This is a genomic window from Bacillus sp. IS1, assembly GCF_032461585.1.
Classification (GTDB): Bacteria; Bacillota; Bacilli; order Bacillales; family Bacillaceae; genus Bacillus; species Bacillus velezensis.
Genome location: NZ_JAWCWR010000008.1, coordinates 39,737 through 64,057, shown reverse-complemented (window position 1 = coordinate 64,057; position 24,321 = coordinate 39,737). Strand labels below are relative to the sequence as shown.

At 47.8% G+C, this 24,321-nt stretch carries 22 protein-coding genes and 1 other annotated feature; of the genes, 12 read left to right on the top strand and 10 right to left on the bottom strand.

Features of this window, described 5'->3' with window-relative positions; genetic code table 11:
• The first annotated feature begins 51 nt into the window (after positions 1 to 51).
• On the top strand, positions 52 to 771 hold the full coding sequence (locus tag RUW00_RS20380; protein WP_280145399.1) for a YwaF family protein: 720 nt from the start codon (positions 52 to 54) through the stop codon (positions 769 to 771).
• 195 nt (positions 772 to 966) lie between these two features.
• A complete protein-coding gene (locus RUW00_RS20375) occupies positions 967 to 2,151 on the top strand; it encodes an MDR family MFS transporter (protein ID WP_017418406.1) in 1,185 nt (394 codons plus the stop codon).
• Between the two features lie 40 nt (positions 2,152 to 2,191).
• Here RUW00_RS20375 and ytvA read toward each other — a convergent pair whose 3' ends face one another.
• Positions 2,192 to 2,977 carry a YtvA family blue-light photoreceptor gene (gene ytvA / locus RUW00_RS20370; RefSeq protein WP_025649747.1) on the bottom strand — a complete coding sequence of 262 codons (786 nt, stop codon included), beginning with the start codon at positions 2,975 to 2,977 and terminating at the stop codon, positions 2,192 to 2,194.
• 388 nt (positions 2,978 to 3,365) lie between these two features.
• Between ytvA and RUW00_RS20365 the strand changes: the two genes are divergently transcribed.
• From RUW00_RS20365 to RUW00_RS20350, 4 genes are all read left to right on the top strand, one after another.
• On the top strand, positions 3,366 to 3,701 hold the full coding sequence (locus RUW00_RS20365) for a DUF4257 domain-containing protein (RefSeq protein ID WP_015418038.1): 336 nt from the start codon (positions 3,366 to 3,368) through the stop codon (positions 3,699 to 3,701).
• A 102-nt stretch (positions 3,702 to 3,803) separates the two neighbouring features.
• Positions 3,804 to 4,017 (top strand) — a binding site (T-box leader).
• A 109-nt stretch (positions 4,018 to 4,126) separates the two neighbouring features.
• Complete coding sequence (leuS, locus tag RUW00_RS20360) at positions 4,127 to 6,541, top strand: leucine--tRNA ligase (RefSeq protein WP_021494485.1); 2,415 nt, start codon at positions 4,127 to 4,129, stop codon at positions 6,539 to 6,541.
• A 116-nt stretch (positions 6,542 to 6,657) separates the two neighbouring features.
• Positions 6,658 to 6,969 (top strand): rhodanese-like domain-containing protein, encoded by a 312-nt coding sequence (locus tag RUW00_RS20355; RefSeq protein WP_021494484.1) that lies wholly within the window; start codon positions 6,658 to 6,660, stop codon positions 6,967 to 6,969.
• Positions 6,970 to 7,052: 83 nt separating this feature from the next.
• Positions 7,053 to 7,529, top strand: coding sequence for a GNAT family N-acetyltransferase (locus RUW00_RS20350; RefSeq protein ID WP_014418678.1), 477 nt, complete (start codon positions 7,053 to 7,055; stop codon positions 7,527 to 7,529).
• Between the two features lie 36 nt (positions 7,530 to 7,565).
• Here the strand turns inward: RUW00_RS20350 and melA are convergent, their stop codons facing one another.
• From melA to RUW00_RS20325, 5 genes are read right to left on the bottom strand one after another with little or no spacing between them, the layout of a single operon-like run.
• A complete protein-coding gene (melA, locus tag RUW00_RS20345; RefSeq protein WP_014418677.1) occupies positions 7,566 to 8,864 on the bottom strand; it encodes an alpha-galactosidase MelA in 1,299 nt (432 codons plus the stop codon).
• A gap of 22 nt (positions 8,865 to 8,886) precedes the next feature.
• Positions 8,887 to 9,708 carry a carbohydrate ABC transporter permease gene (locus RUW00_RS20340; protein ID WP_280145398.1) on the bottom strand — a complete coding sequence of 274 codons (822 nt, stop codon included), beginning with the start codon at positions 9,706 to 9,708 and terminating at the stop codon, positions 8,887 to 8,889.
• Positions 9,705 to 10,619, bottom strand: coding sequence for a carbohydrate ABC transporter permease (locus RUW00_RS20335; protein WP_191389137.1), 915 nt, complete (start codon positions 10,617 to 10,619; stop codon positions 9,705 to 9,707). Before RUW00_RS20335 ends, RUW00_RS20340 begins: the two co-directional genes overlap by 4 nt.
• Positions 10,616 to 11,893: an ABC transporter substrate-binding protein gene (locus RUW00_RS20330; RefSeq protein ID WP_061862494.1), complete on the bottom strand. Its 1,278-nt coding sequence runs from the start codon at positions 11,891 to 11,893 to the stop codon at positions 10,616 to 10,618. The genes RUW00_RS20335 and RUW00_RS20330 overlap by 4 nt, the downstream gene beginning before the upstream one ends.
• A gap of 41 nt (positions 11,894 to 11,934) precedes the next feature.
• Positions 11,935 to 12,960: a LacI family DNA-binding transcriptional regulator gene (locus RUW00_RS20325; protein WP_038459551.1), complete on the bottom strand. Its 1,026-nt coding sequence runs from the start codon at positions 12,958 to 12,960 to the stop codon at positions 11,935 to 11,937.
• 200 nt (positions 12,961 to 13,160) lie between these two features.
• Here RUW00_RS20325 and RUW00_RS20320 point away from each other — a divergent pair, with 200 nt between their 5' ends.
• On the top strand, positions 13,161 to 13,343 hold the full coding sequence (locus RUW00_RS20320; RefSeq protein ID WP_003152309.1) for a sporulation protein Cse60: 183 nt from the start codon (positions 13,161 to 13,163) through the stop codon (positions 13,341 to 13,343).
• 35 nt (positions 13,344 to 13,378) lie between these two features.
• Here the strand turns inward: RUW00_RS20320 and opuD are convergent, their stop codons facing one another.
• The gene (gene opuD / locus RUW00_RS20315; protein WP_014418673.1) at positions 13,379 to 14,914 is read right to left on the bottom strand and encodes a glycine betaine transporter OpuD; all 1,536 of its coding nucleotides are present in this window, start codon (positions 14,912 to 14,914) and stop codon (positions 13,379 to 13,381) included.
• 179 nt (positions 14,915 to 15,093) lie between these two features.
• On the bottom strand, positions 15,094 to 16,359 hold the full coding sequence (locus RUW00_RS20310) for a BaiN/RdsA family NAD(P)/FAD-dependent oxidoreductase (RefSeq protein WP_280145397.1): 1,266 nt from the start codon (positions 16,357 to 16,359) through the stop codon (positions 15,094 to 15,096).
• 207 nt (positions 16,360 to 16,566) lie between these two features.
• Between RUW00_RS20310 and RUW00_RS20305 the strand changes: the two genes are divergently transcribed.
• Both RUW00_RS20305 and RUW00_RS20300 read left to right on the top strand, forming a co-directional pair.
• Positions 16,567 to 18,204, top strand: coding sequence for a putative polysaccharide biosynthesis protein (locus RUW00_RS20305; protein ID WP_280145396.1), 1,638 nt, complete (start codon positions 16,567 to 16,569; stop codon positions 18,202 to 18,204).
• 55 nt (positions 18,205 to 18,259) lie between these two features.
• The gene (locus tag RUW00_RS20300) at positions 18,260 to 18,979 is read left to right on the top strand and encodes a pseudouridine synthase (protein WP_280145395.1); all 720 of its coding nucleotides are present in this window, start codon (positions 18,260 to 18,262) and stop codon (positions 18,977 to 18,979) included.
• Positions 18,980 to 19,106: 127 nt separating this feature from the next.
• Here RUW00_RS20300 and RUW00_RS20295 read toward each other — a convergent pair whose 3' ends face one another.
• Positions 19,107 to 19,328, bottom strand: a complete 222-nt coding sequence (locus RUW00_RS20295) for a DeoR family transcriptional regulator (protein WP_003152337.1) — start codon at positions 19,326 to 19,328, stop codon at positions 19,107 to 19,109.
• 280 nt (positions 19,329 to 19,608) lie between these two features.
• Here RUW00_RS20295 and RUW00_RS20290 point away from each other — a divergent pair, with 280 nt between their 5' ends.
• Together RUW00_RS20290 and RUW00_RS20285 are read left to right on the top strand one after the other, a co-directional pair.
• The gene (locus RUW00_RS20290; RefSeq protein WP_021494477.1) at positions 19,609 to 20,313 is read left to right on the top strand and encodes an ABC transporter ATP-binding protein; all 705 of its coding nucleotides are present in this window, start codon (positions 19,609 to 19,611) and stop codon (positions 20,311 to 20,313) included.
• Positions 20,310 to 21,470 carry an ABC transporter permease gene (locus tag RUW00_RS20285; RefSeq protein WP_315956760.1) on the top strand — a complete coding sequence of 387 codons (1,161 nt, stop codon included), beginning with the start codon at positions 20,310 to 20,312 and terminating at the stop codon, positions 21,468 to 21,470. The genes RUW00_RS20290 and RUW00_RS20285 overlap by 4 nt, the downstream gene beginning before the upstream one ends.
• A gap of 33 nt (positions 21,471 to 21,503) precedes the next feature.
• On the opposite strand, the gene RUW00_RS20280 is transcribed toward RUW00_RS20285, so the two are convergent.
• Positions 21,504 to 22,808: an NCS2 family permease gene (locus tag RUW00_RS20280; RefSeq protein ID WP_014418668.1), complete on the bottom strand. Its 1,305-nt coding sequence runs from the start codon at positions 22,806 to 22,808 to the stop codon at positions 21,504 to 21,506.
• Between the two features lie 95 nt (positions 22,809 to 22,903).
• Here RUW00_RS20280 and pepV point away from each other — a divergent pair, with 95 nt between their 5' ends.
• The gene (gene pepV / locus RUW00_RS20275; protein ID WP_280145393.1) at positions 22,904 to 24,295 is read left to right on the top strand and encodes a dipeptidase PepV; all 1,392 of its coding nucleotides are present in this window, start codon (positions 22,904 to 22,906) and stop codon (positions 24,293 to 24,295) included.
• The last annotated feature ends 26 nt before the right edge of the window (positions 24,296 to 24,321 follow it).

Below are 24,321 nucleotides of genomic sequence, written 5' to 3'. Positions count from 1 at the left end.
GCGATTTTTAAAAGAATAGACATACGTCATTTTTTCGCGCGGGGGAGCCTTATGCAGAAGTATTTTCAATTGAAATCTGAAACAGGAGCCTTTCATCTTTTTTCCAAGGAACACATTTTCACGCTGTTGATCATCGGATTGCTGGGGGCGGGCGTGATCGTATTCCGGAAAAAGCTCAACCAGAGGTGGCCGAATCGCGTTTTCCGATATGTGCTGTTCATTCTTCTAGCCGTGTCGCAGATCGGCTATCATATATGGCTGCTATGTCATCATGCCTGGTCGCTGAAAACAGCTCTGCCGCTGCAGCTGAGCGACCTTTCCGTCTATTTGGCGATGCTGATGGTCATGACAAAAAGCGAAAAACTGTTCGCCTTCCTCTATTTTGCCGGTTTGGGCAGCGCCGTACAGGCGATGGCAACACCTGATTTAGGGGCGTATTCTTTCCCGCATTTTCGGTACATCGTGTTTTTCGTCTCCCACGGCTGTGTTTTTCTTACCTGTCTATTCATGGCCGCTTCAGAAAGGTACAGGCCGTCGGCGCGCGGGCTGTGGGTATCGGTGCTGATCGTAAATCTGTACGGGGCGTGTGTCTTTTTTATTGACCGTGTGCTGAATGCAAATTACCTATATTTAATGAAAAAATCGAAGACCGCTTCGCTTCTGAACGTTTTCGGACCTTGGCCGTGGTATCTTCTATCAATGGAAGCGGCGGTGATATTGAGCTTTTTCATTCTGTATATCCCGTTTTGGCTGCTGAGGAAAAGAGCATGAGGCCGGCCTGTTTTTATGAATACAATCATTTGTAATTTTTTCAACATTCCGGCATTATTTTTTTCAGATTCTGGTGTTGAAAAAAGGCGTCCGCGGCGATAGAATGAATGTGCTATGATAACGTGTTCGATACGGAGCCGCGGCTTGCGGTTTCCGTTTTTTCATGGGATTTTTTATAGAGAGAGGGGGATCGGTATGCCGCGCGCTTTGAAGATATTAATCATCGGAATGTTTATCAATGTGACGGGCGCATCTTTTTTGTGGCCGCTGAATACGATCTATATTCATAATCATTTAGGGAAATCGCTGACTGTTGCGGGGATTGTTCTGATGCTGAATTCCGGTGCCAGTGTGGCGGGGAATTTATGCGGCGGATTTTTGTTTGATAAAATCGGCGGATTCAAATCCATTATGCTCGGCATTATGATCACATTGGCAAGTCTTCTCGGACTCGTTCTGTTTCACCAATGGCCTGTTTATATTTGGCTGCTCATCATTGTCGGCTTCGGTTCCGGTATCGTGTTTCCGGCCAGTTACGCCATGGCGGGAGCGGTATGGAAAGAAGGCGGGCGGAGAGCTTTTAATGCGATTTATGTAGCTCAGAACGCAGGTGTCGCCGTCGGCTCGGCACTCGGCGGGATGGTTGCGGCGTACTCGTTTACGTACGTGTTTTTAGCCAATGCTATGCTGTATGTGCTGTTTTTCCTTATCGTATTTTTCGGGTTTCGAAATATCAAAACCGGAAATGCGAGCCAGGTTTCTGTCCTGGACTACGAGCCTGTCAGCAGCAGAACGAAATTTACGGCGCTTCTCATATTGAGCGGCGGGTATGTTCTCGGGTGGATTGCCTATTCTCAGTGGTCCACAACCGTTGCGTCACATACTCAAAGCATCGGTATGCCGCTTTCATTATACAGTGTGCTCTGGACCGTAAACGGAATATTAATTGTCGCCGGACAGCCTCTCATAGGAGTTGTTTTGAAAAAATGGTCCGGTGCGTTAAAAACGCAGATGGTCATCGGCTTTTGTATTTTTATCGTCTCGTTCGGCGTGCTTCTCAGCGCCAAGCAATTTCCGATGTACCTCACCGCAATGGTGATTTTAACCGTCGGAGAAATGCTTGTCTGGCCTGCCGTGCCTACCATTGCCAATCAGCTTGCGCCTAAGGGGAAAGAAGGGTTTTACCAAGGATTCGTCAACAGTGCGGCGACGGGCGGCAGAATGATCGGGCCGCTTCTTGGCGGCGTGCTGGTTGATCAGTACGGAATGAGCGTGCTGCTGTTGATCCTGATGGTGCTTCTTGTTGTCAGCATCGCAGCGACGGTGCTGTACGACAAACGCCTGAAAACCGTTAGTAAACAAAACGTCCAAGTGCGATGACGACATAAAAAATCCCGCTGTTTCGGCGGGATTTTTTTGTTTATACGACCGGAAGCACGTTGACCGCGTCCTTAACGTTTAAATATGTCTTTAATGAAGAAAAGCTGGCATCAAGCTGATTCATTCTCATGGCGAGGGAAGGCTTGATCCCGGTGATAATCAATTCCGTGCCGATTAATTTAAGCAGGTGGTGCAATTTGAAAATCCGGTCTGCGGTCTGTTCGTTTACCTCGGCCAGACCTGATAAGTCTATAATTAAGTAATCATCTTTAGATGCGGTTAATATGTCCGTCAAAGTTGTCACGATTGAATCAAATCGTTCTTCCGTTAAGTTTCCCACTAACGGCAAAGCGGAGATGCCGTTTCGGATCGGAACAATCGGCGTTGACAGCGTCGTGATTTCTGCGAGGGAATCCTCAAGGAGCTTTTCGTATTCTTTCTGCTCTGTGATGTCTTTTTGAAAACCGACAAAATAGAGCTTGTCTTCAACATACAGAGGATCAATGTTGAGTTCATTCCAAAATGGGGTGCCGTCTTTTTTGACATTTTTCAGCCGCACCGTGATCTTTTCTTTCTGGTTTAAGCTCTTTCTTATTTTCGCGACTTGTTGACGGTCGGTTTCTTTGCTTTGCAGAAATCTGCAGTTCTTACCTAATATCTCTTCGGAAGAGTAGCCTGTCATATCCATAAATCCCTGATTTGTATATATGATGGGATTGTCCTCAAGAGAGGGGTCTGTAATCACCACGCCGATACGTGCGTGATCAAGCGCCTTTTTGATAAGCTCCAGCTGCTCCGGTTTTCCGAATACATTTGAGTCAGCCATGTAAAACCCCCTTTTGGCCGTAAAGCTGCGCGCTTTTTCAGCCATTGTTTCTCCCCTTTTTAAATGAATCTACAGTAACCGTAGCATAACATATGTTCTGATTCAAGCAGCCGAAGTTTGCAATTTGTCATTCGGGCTTGTCCTCATATACACTGAATATATAAGGGGAAGGCACATCATCGCTAAGTAAGTGACTAGGTCATTGTCACTGGGTGAAAAATGAATCTAATGCATCAAGCTTACCGATCATGTGTTCACATATAATGGAAGAAACAAGCTTTTTACTTTCCTGCTCAATCGCCGGTATGTAGATATCGAAAATCATCGTATTCGTAAGGGGGCTGGATGGCCTGAAGTCGCTTTACTAAATAAGGGCTTTAGGAAGGTGATGAAGATGCTGCATCAGGTAATAATTGCTTGTGTAATTGGAGGAATCATGGGGGTTCTCGGTCATGTGAAAAAGAGAGGCAGGCTGGAGAAACCCAGAATGACAAAGCGGTTTATCTATCTCGGTTTTTTGGAAGATGGTTTTATCGGAATGGCTGCTTCCATCTTACTTGTCTTATCCGCTGACCCCGATTCAGGAATTCAACTCGTCATCTTATCCATAATCGCAGGCTACGGCGGAGAAGCTGTTCTCAGGAGCTTTGATTTTGTCAGAGAACAAAACAGTGATTCGGCCGAAGCAAAACCACACCAGCAAAAAAATCCTCCATCAAAATAATATCCCCGCTCACGACCCGTTCCGGGTACATTCCCATTGTATACAAACCTGCTTGCACTTATGAACAGAATTCTATAAAATACAGGTAAGATTACGGTAGCGATAAGAACAGTGAAGAGGAGCAGTAAGAAGCAGATTTTGCAATCAGAGAGTTGACGGCCGGTGCAAGTCAATCAAGTCTGTTTCCGAACTCGCCTCAGAGTTGCAGCGGCAAAACCGCTGACGCATAACTGCGTTAAAAGTATCAAGTGAGTGCGGCTTAAAAGCGCGCTAACGAGGGTGGTACCGCGGGAAACAAAAATCTCTCGTCCCTTTTTGGGATGAGGGAGTTTTTTTTAGTTTTAGAATAATCTGAATATAATCTTCCTCATCCCGTCAATACTTGGACTACATACGCCGTATTCAATCAGAAGGAGGTTTTTACGTTGAGTTTTCAGCACGAAAAAATAGAAAAGAAATGGCAGAATTACTGGTTGGATCATAAAACGTTCGCCGTCAGTGAAGAGAATGACAAGCCGAAGTTTTACGCGCTTGACATGTTCCCGTATCCTTCAGGAGCCGGCCTTCATGTCGGACATCCGGAAGGCTATACGGCAACCGATATCCTTTCGCGCATGAGACGCATGCAAGGATACAATGTGCTTCATCCGATGGGATGGGACGCGTTCGGGCTTCCTGCCGAGCAATACGCGCTTGACACGGGGAATGATCCGGCTGAGTTCACAAAACAAAATATAGATAATTTCCGCCGTCAGATTCAATCGCTCGGATTTTCTTATGACTGGGATCGTGAAATCAATACGACTGATCCGGACTATTACAAGTGGACGCAATGGATCTTCACTAAGCTGTACGAAAAAGGGCTCGCTTACGTAGACGAAGTGCCGGTCAACTGGTGCCCGGCGCTCGGAACGGTGCTTGCGAACGAAGAAGTCATTGACGGCAAAAGCGAGCGGGGCGGCCATCCGGTTGAACGCCGCCCGATGAGACAATGGATGCTGAAAATCACCGCTTATGCGGACAGGCTTCTTGAAGATTTAGAAGAACTTGACTGGCCGGAAAGCATTAAAGACATGCAGCGCAACTGGATCGGACGCTCAGAAGGCGCAAACGTGCATTTCGCGATCGACGGCACTGATGACACGTTTACCGTGTTTACGACAAGACCGGACACGCTGTTCGGCGCGGCTTATGCCGTACTGGCTCCTGAGCATGAGCTTGTGGAGGCCATCACGACACCTGAACAAAAAGAAGCGGTAGACGCTTATGTTAAAGAAGTTCAGGCGAAAAGTGACCTGGAACGGACGGATCTTGCGAAAACAAAAACGGGCGTCTTCACGGGCGCATATGCCGTAAACCCTGCAAACGGAGAAAAGCTGCCGATCTGGATAGCGGATTATGTCCTCGCCTCTTACGGAACGGGCGCTGTAATGGCCGTGCCGGCGCATGATGAACGTGATTTTGAATTCGCCAAAGTGTTCAGCCTGCCTGTCAAAGAAGTCGTAAAAGGCGGAAACACGGAAGAAGAAGCGTACACGGGAGACGGAGAGCATGTCAATTCCGGCTTTCTGAACGGACTGAATAAAGCGGAAGCGATTGAAAAAGTGATCGCCTGGCTTGAAGAAACGAAAAACGGTGAGAAAAAAGTGACATACCGCCTGCGTGATTGGCTGTTCAGCCGCCAGCGCTATTGGGGCGAGCCGATTCCGGTTATTCATTGGGAAGACGGCACGTCAACAGCCGTTCCTGCGGAAGAGCTGCCGCTGATTCTGCCGAAAACCGATGAGATCAAACCGAGCGGAACAGGTGAATCACCGCTTGCCAACATTAAAGAGTGGGTGGAAGTCACTGATCCTGAAACGGGCAAAAAAGGCAGAAGAGAAACGAACACGATGCCGCAATGGGCGGGAAGCTGCTGGTATTTCCTCCGCTTTATCGACCCGAAAAATCCGGATCAGCTCGCTTCACCTGAGAAACTGGATAAATGGCTGCCCGTTGATATTTACATCGGAGGAGCGGAGCATGCCGTGCTTCACCTTCTGTACGCGCGTTTCTGGCATAAATTCCTCTACGATATCGGTGTCGTGCCGACGAAAGAACCGTTCCAAAAGCTGTATAACCAAGGAATGATTCTCGGGGAAAACAATGAAAAAATGAGTAAATCCCGCGGAAACGTCGTCAATCCGGATGAAATTGTGGCGTCTCACGGAGCAGATACGCTCCGCCTGTACGAAATGTTTATGGGGCCGCTTGACGCATCTATCGCCTGGTCTGAATCAGGTCTTGACGGAGCGCGCCGCTTCCTTGACCGCGTATGGCGTTTGTTTATCGAGGAAAACGGCGAGCTGACGGGCAAAGTGACAGAAGGCGCGGGCGAAACTCTTGAGCGCGTCTATCATGAAACGGTCATGAAAGTGACAGAAAACTTCGAAGCCCTTCGTTTTAACACGGGCATTTCTCAGCTGATGGTCTTCATTAATGAAGCTTACAAAGCGAATGAACTGCCGAGAGAATATATCGAAGGTTTTGTGAAGCTGCTTTCTCCTATTGCGCCGCATTTGGCGGAAGAACTGTGGGAAAAACTCGGCCACGAAGGTTCGATTGCATACGAGGCTTGGCCTGCTTATGACGAATCAAAACTGGTGGATGATGAAGTGGAAATCGTCGTCCAGCTGAACGGAAAAGTAAAAGCGAAATTAATGGTTCCGGCTGATGCTGATAAAGCAGCATTAGAACAGCTCGCACAAGCTGACGAAAAAGTAAAAGAGCAGCTTGAAGGAAAAACGATCCGAAAAATCATTGCCGTACCGGGCAAGCTTGTCAATATCGTGGCAAACTGACCGGACGAAGCCCCTCTCCTACAGAGAGGGGCTTTTTTATCAGGCCTCTATCATAGAAATTGCACCGCGGGCTTTGGTATACTTAACACCATAAAGATGAATGGGAGTGTCACACATTGAAAATAAATGAAATCAGCACAGCCGTACTGGAAGAAAAATTAAAAGCGGGAGAAGAGCTGTATCTGATTGATGTCAGAGAAGACGAAGAAGTTGCCGAAGGAATGATTCCGCAGGCCGTTCACATCCGCATGGGGGACATCCCTGAGAAGATGGATGCGTTAGACAAGGACAAGGAGTATGTATTTATCTGCCGTTCCGGAAAAAGAAGCATGAACGTTTGTATGTATTTACATGAGCAGGGCTTCCGTACGGTTAATGTTGAAGGCGGCATGCTGGAGTGGGAAGGCGAAACAAAGCCGAAGAAATAACGCTTTGAAGTGGAAGAAGAAAAGGGACGTGCGTCTTTTTCTTCTTTTTTTATAAAAAACGGGAGGCGAATCAGGTGAAACCGATGATCCGCGCTATGAAAACAAACGATATCAAACAGGTCCGGCAAGTCGCAGAACGAAGCTGGCATCATACGTATGAAGGGATTATTCCCAGACACATTCAAGATCAGTTTCTCGAATCCGCCTATCAGGATGAGATGATGGAACGCCGGCTCTTGCATTCTCTGTTCTTTGTGGCAGAAGAAGAGGGGCGAGTGCTCGGTTTTGCAAATGTCACCCCGGTTCAAAAAGACGGAAATGCGGAGCTGACCGCCATCTATATTGACCCGGATTGCCAGGGAAGCGGGATAGGAACGGCACTCCTTAAAGAATGCATCAGGCAGTCCGGCGGGGTAAAAAAGCTTTATGTCCATGCAGAAAAAGAGAACCGCATCGCCTTGTCCTTTTATCAAGCGAAAGGGTTTCAATGGGTATGTGAATTTGAAGAAGACTTTAGGGGACACACCTTACAGACGGTCAAACTGGTGCTGAACATATAAAGCGATCCAGCCTTTCCGGGGCCGGATCGCGAATGATCAGTGATAAGCCGGGAGCCGGTCTTTGTGCGCTTCAAATAAGTCATCGCACAAAGATATGATGTCATTCATGGAAAGCTCGGCGCTCGTATGCGGGTCAAGCATGGCCGCCTGATATACGGCTTCCTTTTTTAAAGTAACGGCCGCTTCGATGGTTAAAAGCTGTGTGTTAATGTTTGTTCTGTTGAGCGCCGCGAGCTGCTCCGGAAGTTCGCCCGAATAGGACGGCATAATGTGGTTTTTGACGGCTGTGCAAGGCACTTCAACGACCGCTTTCGCTGGCAGATTCGGTATCAGCCCGGTATTCAGCACATTGCCGCCGAATGTGAACGGACGGCCCGTCTCCATCGCTTCAATAATTCTCGAACCGTATTCTTTTGAGCGTTCATGCGTCAGGTTTTGGTTGTTGATGATGCCGTCTCTCATCGTTTCCCAATTGTTGATTTGTTCCGCGCATCTCCTCGGATATTCATCAAGCGGGATTTGGAGTTCATCTATCAGCTCCGGATACCGGCTTTTTATAAAATACGGGTGATATTCGGCATTATGCTCAGATGATTCCGTTACGTAGCAGCCGAATTTATCCATCAGCTCAAACCGCACCATGTCCTTATGTTTCGTCTTTTGTTTTTCGCGTGCCCGTCTTTTGATTTCCGGATATAAATCAATTCCGTCCTTTTTAATCTCCAAAAGCCAAGCCATATGGTTGATGCCGGCAATGCGTTCTTCCGTACCTTCATGATCCATGCCGAGTGAGTCAAACAGATCTTTGGTACATACCTGGACGCTGTGGCACAGGCCGACCGTTTTGACATTTGTATGTCTGAGCATCGCTCCGGTCAGAGAGGCCATCGGATTTGTATAGTTTAACAGCCACGCATCCGGGCAGACCTCTTCCATGTCTTTTGCGATGTCAAATAAAACGGGGATGGTGCGAAGGGAACGGAAAATGCCGCCTATCCCGACGGTATCGGCAATCGTCTGACGGAGACCGTACCGCTTCGGGATGTCAAAGTCAATGACCGTCGCGGGTTTATAGCCTCCGACCTGAATGGCGTTTATCACATAGCCGGCGTGTTTCAGCGCCTGTTTTCGGTCATCGTAGGAGATGATGGATATACTCGTATTGTAGCGGTCTCTCATGTTTTCCAGCATGAGCTGGGATTCTTTCAGCCGTACAGCGTCAATATCATAAAGCGCGAATTCAAACCCGTTTAATGCTTCAGTCAGTAAGCAGTCCCCCAGTACATTTTTTGCGAAAATCGTGCTTCCCGCTCCGATAAACGTAATTTTCTTCAACAGAAATTCCTCCCTTTTCTTCTCAGCCTTTGACCGCCCCGGAGGACAGCCCTGAGATAAAATATTTTTGAAGCGCCAAAAACAATACGACCATCGGCAGCATCGCCATAATCGCGGCTGCGGCGACTAAGTGAAGATTGTTCGCGTTTTCGCCGAAAAATCCCGTCATGGCCACGGTCAATGTCTGCACCTGTTGATCTTGTAAAAAGAAAATCGCAAATTGGTAATCGTTCCAGATAAACACGCAGGAAATAATGCAGACCGTTGCGGTAATCGGTTTCAACAAAGGAAACACGATTGTATAAAAAGTCCTGATCAATCCCGCGCCGTCCATCCTGGCGGCTTCCTCAAGCTCTTTCGGAATGGAAGAGCGGATAAACCCTGAATATAAGAAAACGGTCAGCGGCATATATGCAGCCGTATTAATGAGAATGGCTGCGGCATGCGTATTGATCAGCCCCGCATCAGCGACCATCTTGTATAAAGGAACCATGGAAGTCAAAGGCGGGATGATCATGATTGAAATCAAAAGGCCGAAGATGATTTTGTTCAGCTTTGTATTTCTTCTTGCGAGCGGGTATGCGGCAAGCGAACCCATGAAAATTAACAAAGCGGCGGAAACGGCTGTAATGATGATCGTGTTCAGAAAGGATTGCCCGAGAGAGGCACGTTCCCATGCTTCACGAAAATTCTGAAATGAAAAGACGGATGGCAGCGACCATTTTGAACTGTAGTCTCCTTTTGCTTTTAATGACGTGGTCAGCAAAATATAAAAGGGGACAATATGAACGCACGAGATAACGGCTGCCAACAGCGTAAAAATCCGCATTCGGGCTGTTTTCATGACATTTCCGTCTCCTTTCGCTTGAAATACACGAGAGCCGAAAAGCTGATGACAAGAATAATGACGGACATAAATACTCCTTGGGCGGCGGCATATCCCGCATCCTGCCGTTTAAAATATAAATCATACATAAACGTCGACATCGATTGAGAGGAATTGCCCGGCCCGCCTGCGGTCAGCGCGAAAATGACATCAAACAGCTTCAGCCCTCCGATGATATTGATGACCATGTTGATGGTGACAGCCGGCATCAATAAAGGCAGGGTGATGGTGAAAAACGGCTGAAGACCTCCAGCGCCATCCATTTTTGCGGCTTCGTAATAATCTTTCGGAATGCTTTGCAGCCCCGCTAAATATACAATCATCGCAATGCCTGCGTATTGATACGTGTTAATCATGACGATAATCCACGGGTTTGCCGCAGGGCTTGCCAAGGCGTTGACAGGACCGATTCCCAGTGCGCCAAATACATCATTCAGCGCACCCCCGTCATATGAGAAAATAAAATACCAAATGTATCCCATAATCAGCGGACTGATAATGACGGGCAGGTAGACGATCGTTCTTGTGAGCGCCTTCATTTTTAAGCTCTGATTCAAAAGCAGCGCATATAAAAGTCCGAGCATATTCTGAAAAAAAGTGCTTCCGATGCCGTAAAGCAAAGTGTTTTTCACAACAAGCCACGTGTCCGGATCTGTAAAAAGCCTTTTATATTGAGTGGCCCCCACCCATTGATACGTCTGTGAGAAGCCGTTCCAGTTTGTAAATGTGATAAAAGCGCCTTTGACAAACGGAAAAATCATGAAAATAAAAACCGTGGCAAGAGCGGGAACGTACATCCACCACAGTGACGCGGGTTTTACCGGCTTTTGATGTTGAAATCCTTGAGTTTCTCTTGCAAGATCACTCATTCTTTTTCAGCTCCCCGTGAATCAGATTGAAGCCGGAGCCGCTTATATTCCCTGCCGAGTTTCGCTGAAATTTCAGCGGGGGTTAAGATATCGGCCATCAGCTCCTGCCCGGCTGTTCCCATCACATCCCACATTCCGTTCGGCAAATAAAGGCGGTCAAAATAAGGCTGCACCTTAATATGCTGATAGCGCTTATAGTCATTTGCGTAGAAAATGTCCGTTTGCACATTCACTAATCCGGCCGGAAGCGAGGTCGCTTCGGCAATTGATTTTGCATGCTCGGGGCGGGCCATAAATGCGATAAACTGTTTCGCTTCTTCAAGCCGCGGGGAATCCTTGAATGCCGCCAGCGTGTAACGTTCGCCTCCGATCCAAACCGGCGCGTCTCCCTTGTGGACGGCCGGGGTCGGTATGATGCCGACTTTTACCTTCGGATTGATTTGAGCGACGTCTTGGCCGAGGGTGCCGCCCTGCAGCGTAAAGGCGATTTTGTTTTGCGCCATCAGTTCAATGAGCTGGGACCGTTTTGCCGTCACGGCATCTATATTGAGCAGGTTTTCCTTTTGCATCTCTTTCAGTTTGTCAGATAAATAGGTGAAGTGTGTCCAGCGGAAGGTTCCGTTTAACAGCTGTTTTTTGTAACGGTGTGCGGGATCTGTGATGAGAAGCGGTGCGGCGAATTGATCGTAATATTGGGCAAATGAGCTTTTCTCATAGCCGGCAAACCAAAAGGGGGTGATTGTTCCGCCGCTTTTTTCTTTAATCTGTTTCAATGCCTTCATAAAATCATCCATTGTTTCCGGCGGTTTTATTCCGTATTTTTCCAACAGTGTGCGGTTGTAGGCCAGTCCGTCCTTTGCCTGATTCAGAGGGAAGGCGTATATTCTGCCTTTGGCGTCTTTGAGCATGTTGTTTAAATTCGGATCGAGCCGCTTCGTCCAAGACATGCCGCTGAGGTCAGCGGTATATTCTCCGTAGCGGATTTTGGCCCAGCCGTGTGTGTCGAAAAGATCGGGCATATCACCGGCCGCCATTCTGACCCTCATCATATTTTCGTAGTCATTGCCTGGGAAATGAACGTTTACTTGAATGTCCGGATGTTCTTTTTGGAATGAATCAGCCAACTTTCTGAATACGGCGCGTTCGCTGTCTGAGGATATGGTGGAATAGACTGTCAATGTTTTCTGCTTTTCTCCGGCGCCGCTCTGTTCTGCCGAGCAGCCGGGAAGGATCATGCAAGTAAAAGAAAGAAACAAAGCCAGTAAGCGTTTCATCTTTTCCTCCTTTAAATATGATAGTAACGCTGCGGGACACGTCACCTCCTTTCTTGTGAGCCGCAGCTTTGTCTGACAATCAATGAAGTGGGGAGCGTCACGGCCAGCGGGACGGTTCTGCCGTTTAAACGGTCGAGAAGCAATTTGACACCCGTCCGGCCCATCTCTTCCGTGTATACTTTTACCGTTGATAACGGCGTGCTGGCGTATTCTGCCTCATCAATTCCGTTGAAGCTGACAACCGCCGTATCGCGCGGGACTTGAAGGCCGGCTTCCTGCAAGGCTTTTAAAGCGCCGACAGCCATCGAATCACTTGCGATAAAAAAGGCATCGGGGAGACTGCCGCCTTTGATGGCTTCATTCATCAGCCGGAACCCTTCGTGCATGCTGTATTCGCCGATCAGTACATGCTCCGGCTCGGCGCCGGCCATTTGTAAGAAAGCGGTCAGACGCTTATCCTCAATCGTTTTATTGCTGTTTACGCCGTCTATGACGGTATGCTCCCGCTCCCGGCCGCCGATATAACCGAGCCGCTGATAACCGAGCGACAGAAGATGTTCTATCGCCTTCTGCGCTGCGGCATAAAAATCCACGCTGACGGAATCGTAGCGGGCGGGATCGGGGGTGCCGTTAACAAATACCGCGTGCCTGAAAGCGGCGCTGATATTCGTAAGCGCCTCGTCTTGCAGGCTGCCGATGACGATCACGCCGTCCAGTTCGTGAAACATATGCTCTTGAAAAGAACCGAGATGGATAGAAGATGTGATAAAAACTTTTTGCCGAAAGCATTCTTCCTCAATGCCTTTTCGGATCGCCGAAAAATAAGGATCCTGCCGTTCTTCTTCCGGTGACAGACAGCTGACAACGCCGATCAGGGGCGCTGAATCGCTGCGGCTGCGGTTCTTCCGTTTTTTTGCCGACGGCTGATAGCCCAGCTCATCGGCGATCCTCAGAACTTTTTCTCTTGTTTCATCAGTCACGGCCAAAGAGTCATCCTTATTCAAAATTCTCGATACTGTCGCGCTGGATACAGATGCCTGTAAGGCAATATCTTTGAGACGGACCATTTCGCATCTCCTTTTTACTAAATATTTACTAAATAGAAATGACCTGGTTATTGTTAAAATGATATTATCATACGTTAGTAAGCGTTTTCAACAACTATTTTTGGTTGCTTTTAGTAAAAATCAGTAAAAAAGAAAATCTGTTTTTCTCTATCATATTTCAATTGAACCGGAATAAATTGATAGAGAAAGGAGAGGGTGATGTGCTGAAGATAGCTGTTTTTGATGAGGAGCATGAAAAGGATCTGCAGACTGAAGTCAATACATTTTTAAAGGGGATTTCTGATGAACAGCTCGTTGATATTAAATATACGGTAGCGGCGGCCTGTGATCCTGAAGGTGAGCAGCTTTATTGTTTTTCCGCTCTCATTTTATACCGAAAATAAAAAAGCCCGGACGAAATGCCGGGCTTCTTTGTGCATTATGCTTTTTTGACGCGGGGGCTTCTCGGTTTTTGGTATTTCTCCGCTTGTTTGATTCCTTTTCTCTCGCTCGCTAATGACTTGTACAGAGACACGATCATCAGAAGGATCACGACTGAAAACGGAACCGCGGCGAGAATGGCCGTGTTTTGCAGTGCGGCCAGACCGCCGGAATATAATAATACCGCTGCCACGGCGGACTGGATGATGCCCCAGATGATTTTCACCCGGTTTGACGGGTCTAATGAGCCGTAAGACGTTTGCATTCCAAGCACAAATGTCGCTGAATCCGCTGATGTAATAAAGAATACAGCGATCAGAACAAGCGTTAATACGGATGTCACCATTGTCAGCGGATAGTGGCTGAGTGCGCCGAACAGCATCGTATCCGTTGACATTCCCGCGACATTGAATACGCCTTTCTGCTGAAGATCCATCGCGGATACACCGAAGATCGCAAACCATAAGAAAGCCAATATACAAGGTGTCACCAACACCCCGATTAAAAATTCCCGGATCGTCCGGCCCCTTGATACACGGGCGATAAAAATGCCGACAAACGGCGACCAGGATATCCACCAGGCCCAATAGAAAATGGTCCAGCTGTTAATCCATTCGCGTTTTTGGGGATCATTCGGAGACAAGCGAAAGCTCATCTGCACGATATTTTGGATGTATTGGCCGATAGAATCGGTAAATGAGTTCATAATCAGCACCGTCGGGCCTGCAATGAGCATAAAGATCATTAAAATACCCGCGAGCGCCATGTTGGTATTGCTTAAGTATTTAATCCCTTTGCCGATTCCGCTCCACGCAGAAATCAAAAATAACACGGTCACGACAGCGATCAGGATCAGCTGAATGGAAAATGTTTTCGGAATGCCGAATAAATAATGCAGACCGCCGTTGATCTGAGTCGCTCCGAGCCCTAAGCTTGTCGCCACACCGACAACGGTCGCAAACACCGCGATACAGTCAATTGCTTTGCCGATCGGCCCGTTTACTTTATCGCCCAAAAGCGGTGTCAGTGTGCTGCTGATCAAACCGGGCGCGTCTTTTCTGAATTGAAAATATGCGATACATAAAGCGACGACCGCATAGATGGCCCAAGCGTGCAGCCCCCAGTGGAAAAATGTGTACCGGAGCGCATCACGAAATGCTTGGGGCGTTTCTGTTTCACCTGAGGGAGAGCTGATGGCGTAATGGCTGATCGGTTCCGCAGCCCCGTAAAATACCAAACCGATTCCCATGCCCGCGCTGAAAAGCATGGCAAACCATGATAATAAGCCGAATTCCGGTTTTTCCCCGGGTTTGCCGAGTTTTATTGTGCCGATCGGACTCACAATGAGAAAGAGACAGAAACCGACAAATATAGAAACGACCAGCAGATAATACCAGCCGAAAGAATCCGTAATAAATTTTTGTGCCGTATCAGTGACTTGCTGCAGGCTGTCAGGAGAAATGGCCCCCCATAAAACCGCAGCTGCTGTGATGACAATCACAATCCAAAAAACACTGGAGATGTTCTTCTTCAAACGTTCTCACCCTCTGACTATTTTTTTCAATACGCCATTTTGTTTTAGTGTGGTCGTACGATTGCAGATCATTCCTTTCTTCCTATTCCCTCAATCAGGTGAAACAAAACGCAGAAAACTCTATCATGTTTTTGGTCAATTATCAACGGGGACGCTCAGGTAAATGCGCTTTAAACCATTTAGAGCGAGCGTGAGAAACGTCCTGCATTCAAACCGGCGAGACGACCCGTGACAAAGGCTGAAGTGATATTGTAGCCCCCGGTATAGCCGTGAATGTCGAGTATTTCTCCGCAAAAATATAAGCCTTCCATTTTTTTAGACGCCATTTGTTTCGGCTCAATCTCTTTTACGGAAACACCTCCGCCTGTGACAAACGCTTTGTCCAAAGAAAGCGTTCCGTCAGCGGCAACCGTAAATTGTTTGCAGTCTTTGACAAAAGCCCTGAATTGATCCTTCGGCAGTTCCGTAAAGCTTGTCTGCGGATCAAGACCGTTCCGTTCCAGAAGAAAAAGCAGGTACCGTTCCTGCATCCACGGCTTCAGCGCGTTTTTGAGCGCTTTTTTCGGTGCGTCTTTCAGTTCCTTGTGCATCTTTTGAAATAACTCTTCCTCGTTGATGCCGGGAAACAGATCGATGCGGAGTTTGACCTCTGGCTGCTTTTTCAGTTCTTTGACGACAAACTGGCTGCAGCGGAGAATGGCGGGGCCTGACAAGCCGAAATGGGTAAACAGCATGTCCATCACATGTGTGACGATTGGTTTGCCTTTTTTATTCAGGACGCTGACGGCCGCGTTTCTAAGAGACAGCCCCTGAAGTGTTTTTTGTTTAATAAACGGTTCTGACGACGTAACCGGCACTTCCGTCGGAAAGAGTTCGGTCACGATATGACCGGCCGCTTCCGCCCATGCATAGCCGTCTCCGGTGCTGCCGGTATGCGGGACTGATTTTCCGCCGACCGCGATAATGACGGCGTCTGCGTTAATGTGTTCGTCATTGTTTGTCGTAATGCCTGCTGTCCTGCCGTTCTCGTACCGCACTTCTTTGATTTTTTCATTTGTGCGGGTGGTGACATTCAGTTGTTTTAATCGGTTCAAAAGCGCATCGACAACGCTTTGCGCTTTGTCCGTCACCGGGAACATGCGCCCGTGGTCTTCTTCTTTCAGCTGAATGCCGAGTTTTTCAAAAAAGGCGATGATATCTTCATTATTAAATTCGGAAAACGCGCTGTATAAAAAGCGGCCGTTGCCGGGGATGTGTTTGATGATTTCTTCAACGGGGAGGCGGTTGGTCACGTTGCAGCGCCCGCCGCCGGAAATCGCCAGCTTCCGTCCCAGCTTGTTTCCTTTATCGATTAATAATACGTCCGCCCCTTCTTCGCCTGCGGCAATCGCAGCCATTAAACCGGACGGACCGCCGCCGATCACAATCACGTCATAATGTTTCATATTTCATCAACAACTTTCTTTTTCACGTATAATAGGCGGAAATGTCCGCTTTCTGCTATTATAGCGAAAGAAAGGGAATCCTTAAACGTATTTTGTTTTTTAAAGGGTTTTCCCAAAAAGTTTCCCGCTGTAATTATTACCGTCTAATTGCCCAGTTGTGTTAAAATAGAAAAGTTGAATCTTCGTAGAAAATGGTGATGAGGAAACATGTCAAGCAAATTGTTAAGGGGCACGTTCGTGCTGACGCTCGGCACCTATATATCGCGGATTTTAGGGATGATTTATCTGATCCCGTTCGGAGCGATGGTCGGAGCGACGGGCGGAGCTTTGTTTCAATACGGATATAATCAATATACACTGTTTTTAAACATTGCCACGATGGGATTTCCCGCCGCGGTTTCAAAATTTGTCTCGAAATATAACTCCAAAGGAGACTATGAGACGAGCAGGCGGATGCTGAGAGCGGGAATGTCGGTTATGCTCGTAACCGGGATGATCGCTTTTTCAATTCTTTATATTTCGGCGCCGTTTTTTGCGGAAACATCTCTCGGCGGCACGAGTAACAACGGACTTACGATTGACCACGTCGTTTATGTCATCCGGATGGTCAGTCTGGCACTTTTGGTCGTGCCGATTATGAGTCTTGTGCGCGGTTTTTTCCAAGGTCACCAGATGATGGGGCCGACAGCCGTTTCACAGGTTGTGGAGCAGCTTGCCCGGATCATCTTTTTATTGGGCGCAACGTATTTGATTTTAAGAGTGATCAACGGCGGCCTTGTTATCGCAGTCGGATACGCGACTTTCGCGGCGCTGATCGGATCATTCGGAGGGCTTGTCGTCCTTTATATTTACTGGAATAAGCGGAAGGGCGATCTCCTGGCGATGAAGCCGAATCTCGTCCCGTCTGCGAACTTAAGTTATAAAAAAATGTTCATTGAGCTTTTCAGTTATGCCGCTCCTTACGTATTTGTCGGACTGGCGATTCCTTTGTATTCATATATCGATACGAATACGTTTAATAAAGCGATGATTGCGGCGGGCCATAAGGATATCAGCCAGGACATGCTTGCGATTGTCACCCTTTATGTGCCGAAGCTTGTCATGATCCCGGTTTCTCTGGCGACCGCTTTCGGTCTGACGCTGATTCCGACGATTACTGAATCGTTTACGAGCAGGAATTATAAGCTTTTGAACCAGCAGATTAACCAGACGATGCAAATCATTCTGTTTTTGGTTATTCCCGCCGTTGTCGGGATGTCCGTGTTATCGGGGCCGGCCTATACGTTCTTCTACGGCTCTGAAAGTCTTCGCCCGGATATCGGACAGGATATATTGTTCTGGTACGCGCCTGTCGCGATTTTGTTTTCTCTGTTTACCGTAAACGCCGCGATCCTGCAAGGGATTAATAAGCAGAAATTTGCTGTCGTGAGCCTTTTCATCGGCGTCATTATAAAAGTGGTGCTGAACGTGCCGCTGATCAAGCTGTTTCAGGGAGACGGGGCCATCCTGGCAACGGCGCTCGGTTATATCGCTTCTCTTCTGTACGGTTTTATCATGATTAAGCGCCATGCGGGCTATTCGTATACGGTACTTATAAAACGGGTCATTTTAATCGCAGTCCTGTCCGTCCTGATGGGAGTCGCGGTCAAGCTGACTCAATGGCTGCTCAGCTTCTTTGTAACATACCAAAGCGGCCAGGTGCATGCGGCGATTGTCGTCTTTGTCTGCGCCGCTGTCGGCGGTGCGGTGTACATGTTTGCCGCGTACCGAATCGGATTTTTACAGAAAATGTTTGGAAACCGTCTGCCCCGCGTTTTGAGAAGTGGCAGGCATTCCGCCCATTAAGAATAATGAATAGTCCGCTTATCGCGGGCTTTTCTTTTTAAAGGAGAGGATCAGGATGAGACTTGATAAGCTGCTCGCCAACAGCGGATTCGGCTCAAGAAAAGATGTGAAAAAAATCGTCAAGGCTGGGGCTGTCATGATTGACGGAGAGCCGGCGAAAGATGTGAAAACCCATGTCGATCCGGAAAAACAGGACATCACGGTATACGGAGAGCCGGCAGATTATCGTGAATTTATTTATGTCATGATGAATAAGCCGCAAGGAGTGCTGTCCGCTACCGAAGACAGCCGCCAGCAAACGGTGGTTGATCTGCTGACGCCTGAAGAACAGCGATTTGAACCGTTTCCGGCGGGACGTCTTGATAAGGATACGGAAGGCTTTTTGCTTCTGACCAATGACGGGCAGCTCGCTCATCGCCTGCTTTCTCCGAAAAAGCATGTGCCTAAAACATATGAGGTCCGGTTAACTTCACCTCTGTCACCGGAAGACATCGTTCATCTGGAAAGAGGCGTCTTCATTGAAGGAGGCTATAAGACGAAGCCGGCAGCCGTTGAAATCATTACAGAAAGTCCGGATGAAACGGTGATTCACTTGACCATTACAGAAGGCAAATATCATCAGGTGAAGCTGATGGCAAAGGCTGTCGGAAATGAAGTGGCTTATTTGAAGCGGCTTTCGATGGGGGCTGTTTCTCTTGACCCGGATCTTAAACCGGGAGAATTCCGCGAGCTGACTGAAGAGGAGCTCGAAACGCTGAGAGGCGCTGAAGTGTAATCGATATCAGAAAAGCCCAAAACAGATTTGTTTTGGGCTTTTTATATAGAGGAACAAAAAACAAGGCAAAGACGCTGCTTTGCCTTGCAGCATGTCAGGCCGAAAAGGGCCTTATGTAATTGTTCGCTTAAGATGTAATTTTCACTTTTTTTCGTGTTGTCTCCCACTTGCCTCGGCTAGGACTATGAACAAGATCATTGTATGCTAACACATTTAAGTCTCGCTGAATGGTTCTAGGTGTAATGCCGAATTCATCAACCAGTTCCTGTGTTGTCACAAGGCCTTTTTCCTGGATGAACATGTAAACTGATTTAATCCGAGTCAGCATACGATTTGTTGAAGGTTTCAAAAAACCACTCCCTATCATAAGATCGGATGGACTTGATATACCACAACTTTCGACTCTAAAACTTCGTACGAATAAGCAACAAAGGATGACATTCTGTTTTTTCTCTTTTAACTGCCTCCATTATACACGATATGGACGACATGAATCTAGGAATAAGCGCAGATAATTTTTTCCAAATGGGTGCCGCCTTGGTGCATTACTATGTCCGGTCCGCTTTTATTATTATGGAAACTGAAACTTTTTTTATACATGTCCGTATGAAAACGGGGGAGTGAGAAGTTTGGGAGAATTATTGAATGCAAACATTGTCTGCGCCGGTTATGCTGACAGGCCGAAGGTGATTTCTGATGTATCTCTGTCAGTCAACGCTGGTGAAATTGCCGGTTTAATCGGAGCGAACGGCGCGGGGAAAAGTACAGTGATAAAGGCGGTTCTCGGGCTGTCCCGGGATATAGAAGGCGATATTGAGTGGAATGATTCCTCTTATGCTTACATACCGGAGCGTCCGAGTTTTTACGATGAACTGACGCTTTGGGAGCACCTCGAGCTGACCGGGTCATTGCGGGGTATAGAAGGGGAAGAATGCCGTGAGCGGGCAGGGCGGCTGCTTGAAGAGTTTTCGCTGACGTCTGTAAAACATGATTTGCCTTCCGGCTTTTCAAAAGGGATGCAGCAAAAATTGATGCTCATACAGGCATTTTTGGCGAAGCCGGATATTTACATCATTGATGAGCCTTTTATCGGACTTGATCCGATCTCAACAAAGCTGTTTACCGACATGCTGATTGCTGAGAAAGAAAGGGGCGCGGGGATTTTAATGTGCACTCATGTTCTGGATACGGCGGAAAAAATCTGCGACCGGTTTTATTTGCTGGATCAGGGCGCTCTGCTTCTTCAAGGCACGTTAGAGGAGCTTCAGGAAAAAACGGGGAGCCGTTCACTGCTGGATTGCTTTTATTCAGCGGTTCGGAGCAGTCAGCGATGACCGGGCGGGCTTTGTTTTTTCAAAGGCTGTTTCATTATTGGCGGTATCAATGGAAGGTGTTCCAGCCGGTCATTGATTGGACGGTCGCGCTGTATATCGTTCTTCCGGCTGCCGCATTTGCCGTTTATCAATATGCTGATTGGCTGAACGGCAGGGGGCTTCTTAATGGAGCGGCAGGAGTATTAGGATGGGGCTGGCTGTATGTATTCAGTGCCCTGCTATTGTGCACGGGTTTTATTCATACCTTTTTGCTGGAAGCGGATCACGTATTTTTGGTGCATGCAAAACATCTGATGCAAAAGCTGAAACGATACGCGCTTTTGTATTCGATGTTCCTTTCCCTTATCAAATGGGGTGCGCTTGCCGTATTGTTATTTCCCTTATGGCGCCAATACGGTGACTGTACCTTACCGGCATATTCAGGTATGTTTTGCTGTCTGTTCGGCTTCCATACTGCAATATTAGCGGTGCACCGGCACAGAAAAAACAGCAGGCGGACATTCGGGACTCAGGCGGTGGGCTGGCTGAAAGTGATGGTTCTGATGGCGGGTGCGTTTTTTATGATCGTCTTTGCCGCCGAATGGTATTGGCTTTGGCCGGCGGGCTGTATATTGTTCATCTGTTCCGCTCTTTTGACTTGGAAAGGGACGGAGACATTATCAGCCTTTGAGGAAGAAGTGCTTGAGGAGAACAGGCGCAAGCTTTCATTCGCGGCCTCTGTTTTGATGCTCAGCCATGATGTGCAGCTCCCGAATGGTAAAAATAAAGGGCGGAGCAAGCCGTTTTTATATCCCGGCTCAAAGCACATCTTTACAAAACGGTCGGCGTATACGGCGTGGAAAGAATTGTTCTTTAAAGTGCTGATCCGAAACGGCGGGTATCTCCGGCAGCTTTACCTTTTAACCGCGGCTTTTACGGCTCTTATTCTCGTTCTTCCGCTCTTAGTGAAGCCGGCAGTCCTTATTTTATTTGCGATCGTCAGCCGCTATGCCGCGTCGCTTTTATTTGACCGGATCACGGATAAACCGGTTTTAAGCGGTATCAAGAGAGACAGTGATGATTATTTCCGGGCGCGAAACAGCGCATTAACCGTCATTCAAATCATCTGTTCCGCCTGGTGTCTCATTGCCGCGATTCTTTCCGTTCTTTATATGTGAAAATCCCTTTCCGAAAAAGGAAAGGGATTTTTCTTAATGTCCGTTCAAAATAAAAAGCTGAATAAAAAACAGCACGGCGAAGATGATGACTAGAGGATGGATTTCGCGCCATTTTTTCTTAGCTGCTTTAACAAGCGGATATGAAATGAAGCCAAGTGCGATTCCGGTTGAAATACTGGACGTTAAAGGCATCGCCAAAATGACGAGAAAGGCCGGGAACGCTTCATCAAGCTCATTCCAGCGGATATTCGATACCGCACCCATCATCAGGCTGCCGACAATAATCAGAGCCGGTGACGTAATCGCGGACACTTCCGATAAGACGCTGACAAGCGGGCTGAAAAACATGGAAACGGCAAACATAACGGCTATCGTCAGCGCCGTCAGACCCGTTCTTCCGCCGGCCGCCACACCTGCTGAAGATTCAACGAACGCGGTCGTCGGGCTGGTGCCGAAGATGCTTCCCACCGTGGTAGCGGTCGAATCAGCCAAAAGCGCTCTTCTGGCATTCGGCAGCTGATTGTTTTTGATCAATCCCGCTTGTTCGGCGACACCGATCATGGTGCCGGTCGTGTCAAAAATCGTAACGAGAAGAAAAGAAAACACAACGGCGTACAGACCGTGATGCACGACATCCCCGAGGGCACCGAACGGATTTGTAATCAAAAGCCCCTCCGGCAGGTGCGGGAAGGACATGAATCCTTTCGCGAAATGGATCTGTCCGGTCAAAAAGGCAATGATAGCGGTCAGCGCCATTCCGATGAACAGAGCCCCGTTTACATTCAGCACCATCAGTACAATACTGATGATAAGTCCGATAAGCGTTAAAATGACGGCGGGCGAATGAAGATCGCCAAGTGCGACCAGATTAGATTTATCAGCCGTGATGATTCCGGATTGGCGTAAGCCGATAAAAGCGATAAATAAGCCGATGCCGGTCGTAATTCCGTATTTTAAATTGTCCGGAATCGCTTCTATAAGTTGTTTTCTTAAAGGCGTTAACGATAAAATAATAAAGATGACTCCCGCGATAAAAACGGCGCTGAAAGCCGTCTGATACGTAATGCCGCTGCCTGTGCCGACAACGTGAAAGGCAAGATACGCGTTTAAGCCCATGCCGGGGGCAATGGCGATCGGAAAATTCGCAGCGAGAGCCATCCATAAAGTTCCGACAATGGAAGCGATAATCGTCGCGGTGAATACCTGGTCAAACGGAATTCCCGCATTGGAAAGGATCACCGGATTGACGACAATGATATATACCATTGTGAAAAAGGTGGTCAATCCCGCGGTAATTTCTCTTTTTATTGTCGTTTGATGCTTGTCGAGATGAAACATAAGTACCTCCAATGACGAACATTTTTTCAAAACATCATCTATATTATTCGTTTTATCGACATTTTGCAAGTCTTTATCAAGAAAGGGGATTTGTGATGAACTGGGAAGTTGAAGTCATCAGAAACAAAGAAGATCTGATCCGTGACACGCAGAAGTTTTTGCAGATCAACAGCGTAATGGACGAATCAACAGCCGGTCCCGGCCGGCCGTTTGGAGAAGGCGTCAATGCCAGCCTGACGTCACTGTTGGAATTCGGTGAAAAAGAAGGTTTCACCGTAAAGAATCTTGACGGCTATGCGGGCCATATTGAATGGGGAACGGGTGACGAAACCGTCGGCGTTCTGTGCCACGTCGATGTCGTTCCGCCCGGAGACGGCTGGACGAGCGATCCGTTTTCAGCCGATATCAGGGACGGCCGGATATATGCCAGAGGCGCCATAGATGATAAAGGGCCGACAATGGCGGCGTTTTATGCGCTGAAAATCGTCAAAGACATGCAGCTTCCTTTATCCAAACGCGTGAGAATCATCATCGGGACGGATGAAGAAAGTGATTGGAGATGCGTGGATCACTACTTCAAACACGAAAAAATGCCTGACATCGGCTTTGCTCCTGACGCAGATTTTCCGATCATTAACGCGGAAAAAGGAATTATAGATGCGTCACTGCGCATTGCAAAAAGCGCTTCTGATAAAGACGCAAAAAACGGGCTTCTGTCATTCCGTTCAGGACTGCGCTTGAACATGGTGCCGGATGCGGCTGAAGCGGTTATTGAAGGGAACGGTCTTGATGCCGTGCACGCATATTTCAGCAAATGGCTTGAGCAGTCAAAAACACAAGGTGAAGCAGTTTCGGAAAATGGAAAACTGACGCTTCGGGTATACGGAAAATCATGCCATGCGATGGAACCGGATAATGGTGTCAATGCCGGCTTAAAGCTTGCTGAATGCCTTAACGGAACAGAGCTGGATGAAGCCGGAAAGCACTTTGTCAAAACCGTCAGTGACTATTTTTCAAATGATACACGAGGCAAAAAACTGAAAATTGATTGCAGGGATGACATCAGCGGAGAGCTTACATTGAATGTCGGCACCTTTACATACAGAAAGGGTGAGGAAGGAGAACTCGGCATCAACATCCGTTATCCCGTCACTTCAGACAGCAAAGTCATCCGTGATGCTTTTACGTCTGCTGAAGAATTCCGGCTTGAAGAATTTAAAGACAGCAAACCGCACCACGTTTCTGCCGATCATCCGCTCGTAAAGACGCTTCAAAAGGTTTACGAAGGACAGACGGGAAAGAAAGCGGATCTAATTTCAATCGGCGGAGGAACGTATGCGAGATCCCTTTCGGCGGGCGTCGCGTTCGGGCCACTGTTCCCCGGCCGGCCTGACAGCGCGCATCAAAAGGATGAGTACATTGAAATCGATGACCTTCTCCGGTCAACCGCTTTATACGCCGAAGCCATTTATGAGCTTGCCAAGTGATAATAAAAAGGGACGCCGAAAGCGGC

What these genes read in the sequence shown, in the direction of transcription:
- RUW00_RS20380 (WP_280145399.1), top strand. Translation starts at nt 52, where the DNA reads ATGCAGAAGTATTTTCAATTGAAATCTGAAACAGGAGCCTTTCATCTT.
- RUW00_RS20375 (WP_017418406.1), top strand. Translation starts at nt 967, where the DNA reads ATGCCGCGCGCTTTGAAGATATTAATCATCGGAATGTTTATCAATGTG.
- ytvA (WP_025649747.1), bottom strand. Translation starts at nt 2,977, where the DNA reads ATGGCTGACTCAAATGTATTCGGAAAACCGGAGCAGCTGGAGCTTATC.
- RUW00_RS20365 (WP_015418038.1), top strand. Translation starts at nt 3,366, where the DNA reads ATGAAGATGCTGCATCAGGTAATAATTGCTTGTGTAATTGGAGGAATC.
- RUW00_RS20350 (WP_014418678.1), top strand. Translation starts at nt 7,053, where the DNA reads ATGATCCGCGCTATGAAAACAAACGATATCAAACAGGTCCGGCAAGTC.
- RUW00_RS20340 (WP_280145398.1), bottom strand. Translation starts at nt 9,708, where the DNA reads ATGAAAACAGCCCGAATGCGGATTTTTACGCTGTTGGCAGCCGTTATC.
- RUW00_RS20335 (WP_191389137.1), bottom strand. Translation starts at nt 10,619, where the DNA reads ATGAGTGATCTTGCAAGAGAAACTCAAGGATTTCAACATCAAAAGCCG.
- RUW00_RS20330 (WP_061862494.1), bottom strand. Translation starts at nt 11,893, where the DNA reads ATGAAACGCTTACTGGCTTTGTTTCTTTCTTTTACTTGCATGATCCTT.
- RUW00_RS20325 (WP_038459551.1), bottom strand. Translation starts at nt 12,960, where the DNA reads ATGGTCCGTCTCAAAGATATTGCCTTACAGGCATCTGTATCCAGCGCG.
- RUW00_RS20310 (WP_280145397.1), bottom strand. Translation starts at nt 16,359, where the DNA reads ATGAAACATTATGACGTGATTGTGATCGGCGGCGGTCCGTCCGGTTTA.
- RUW00_RS20305 (WP_280145396.1), top strand. Translation starts at nt 16,567, where the DNA reads ATGTCAAGCAAATTGTTAAGGGGCACGTTCGTGCTGACGCTCGGCACC.
- RUW00_RS20300 (WP_280145395.1), top strand. Translation starts at nt 18,260, where the DNA reads ATGAGACTTGATAAGCTGCTCGCCAACAGCGGATTCGGCTCAAGAAAA.
- RUW00_RS20285 (WP_315956760.1), top strand. Translation starts at nt 20,310, where the DNA reads ATGACCGGGCGGGCTTTGTTTTTTCAAAGGCTGTTTCATTATTGGCGG.
- RUW00_RS20280 (WP_014418668.1), bottom strand. Translation starts at nt 22,808, where the DNA reads ATGTTTCATCTCGACAAGCATCAAACGACAATAAAAAGAGAAATTACC.
- pepV (WP_280145393.1), top strand. Translation starts at nt 22,904, where the DNA reads ATGAACTGGGAAGTTGAAGTCATCAGAAACAAAGAAGATCTGATCCGT.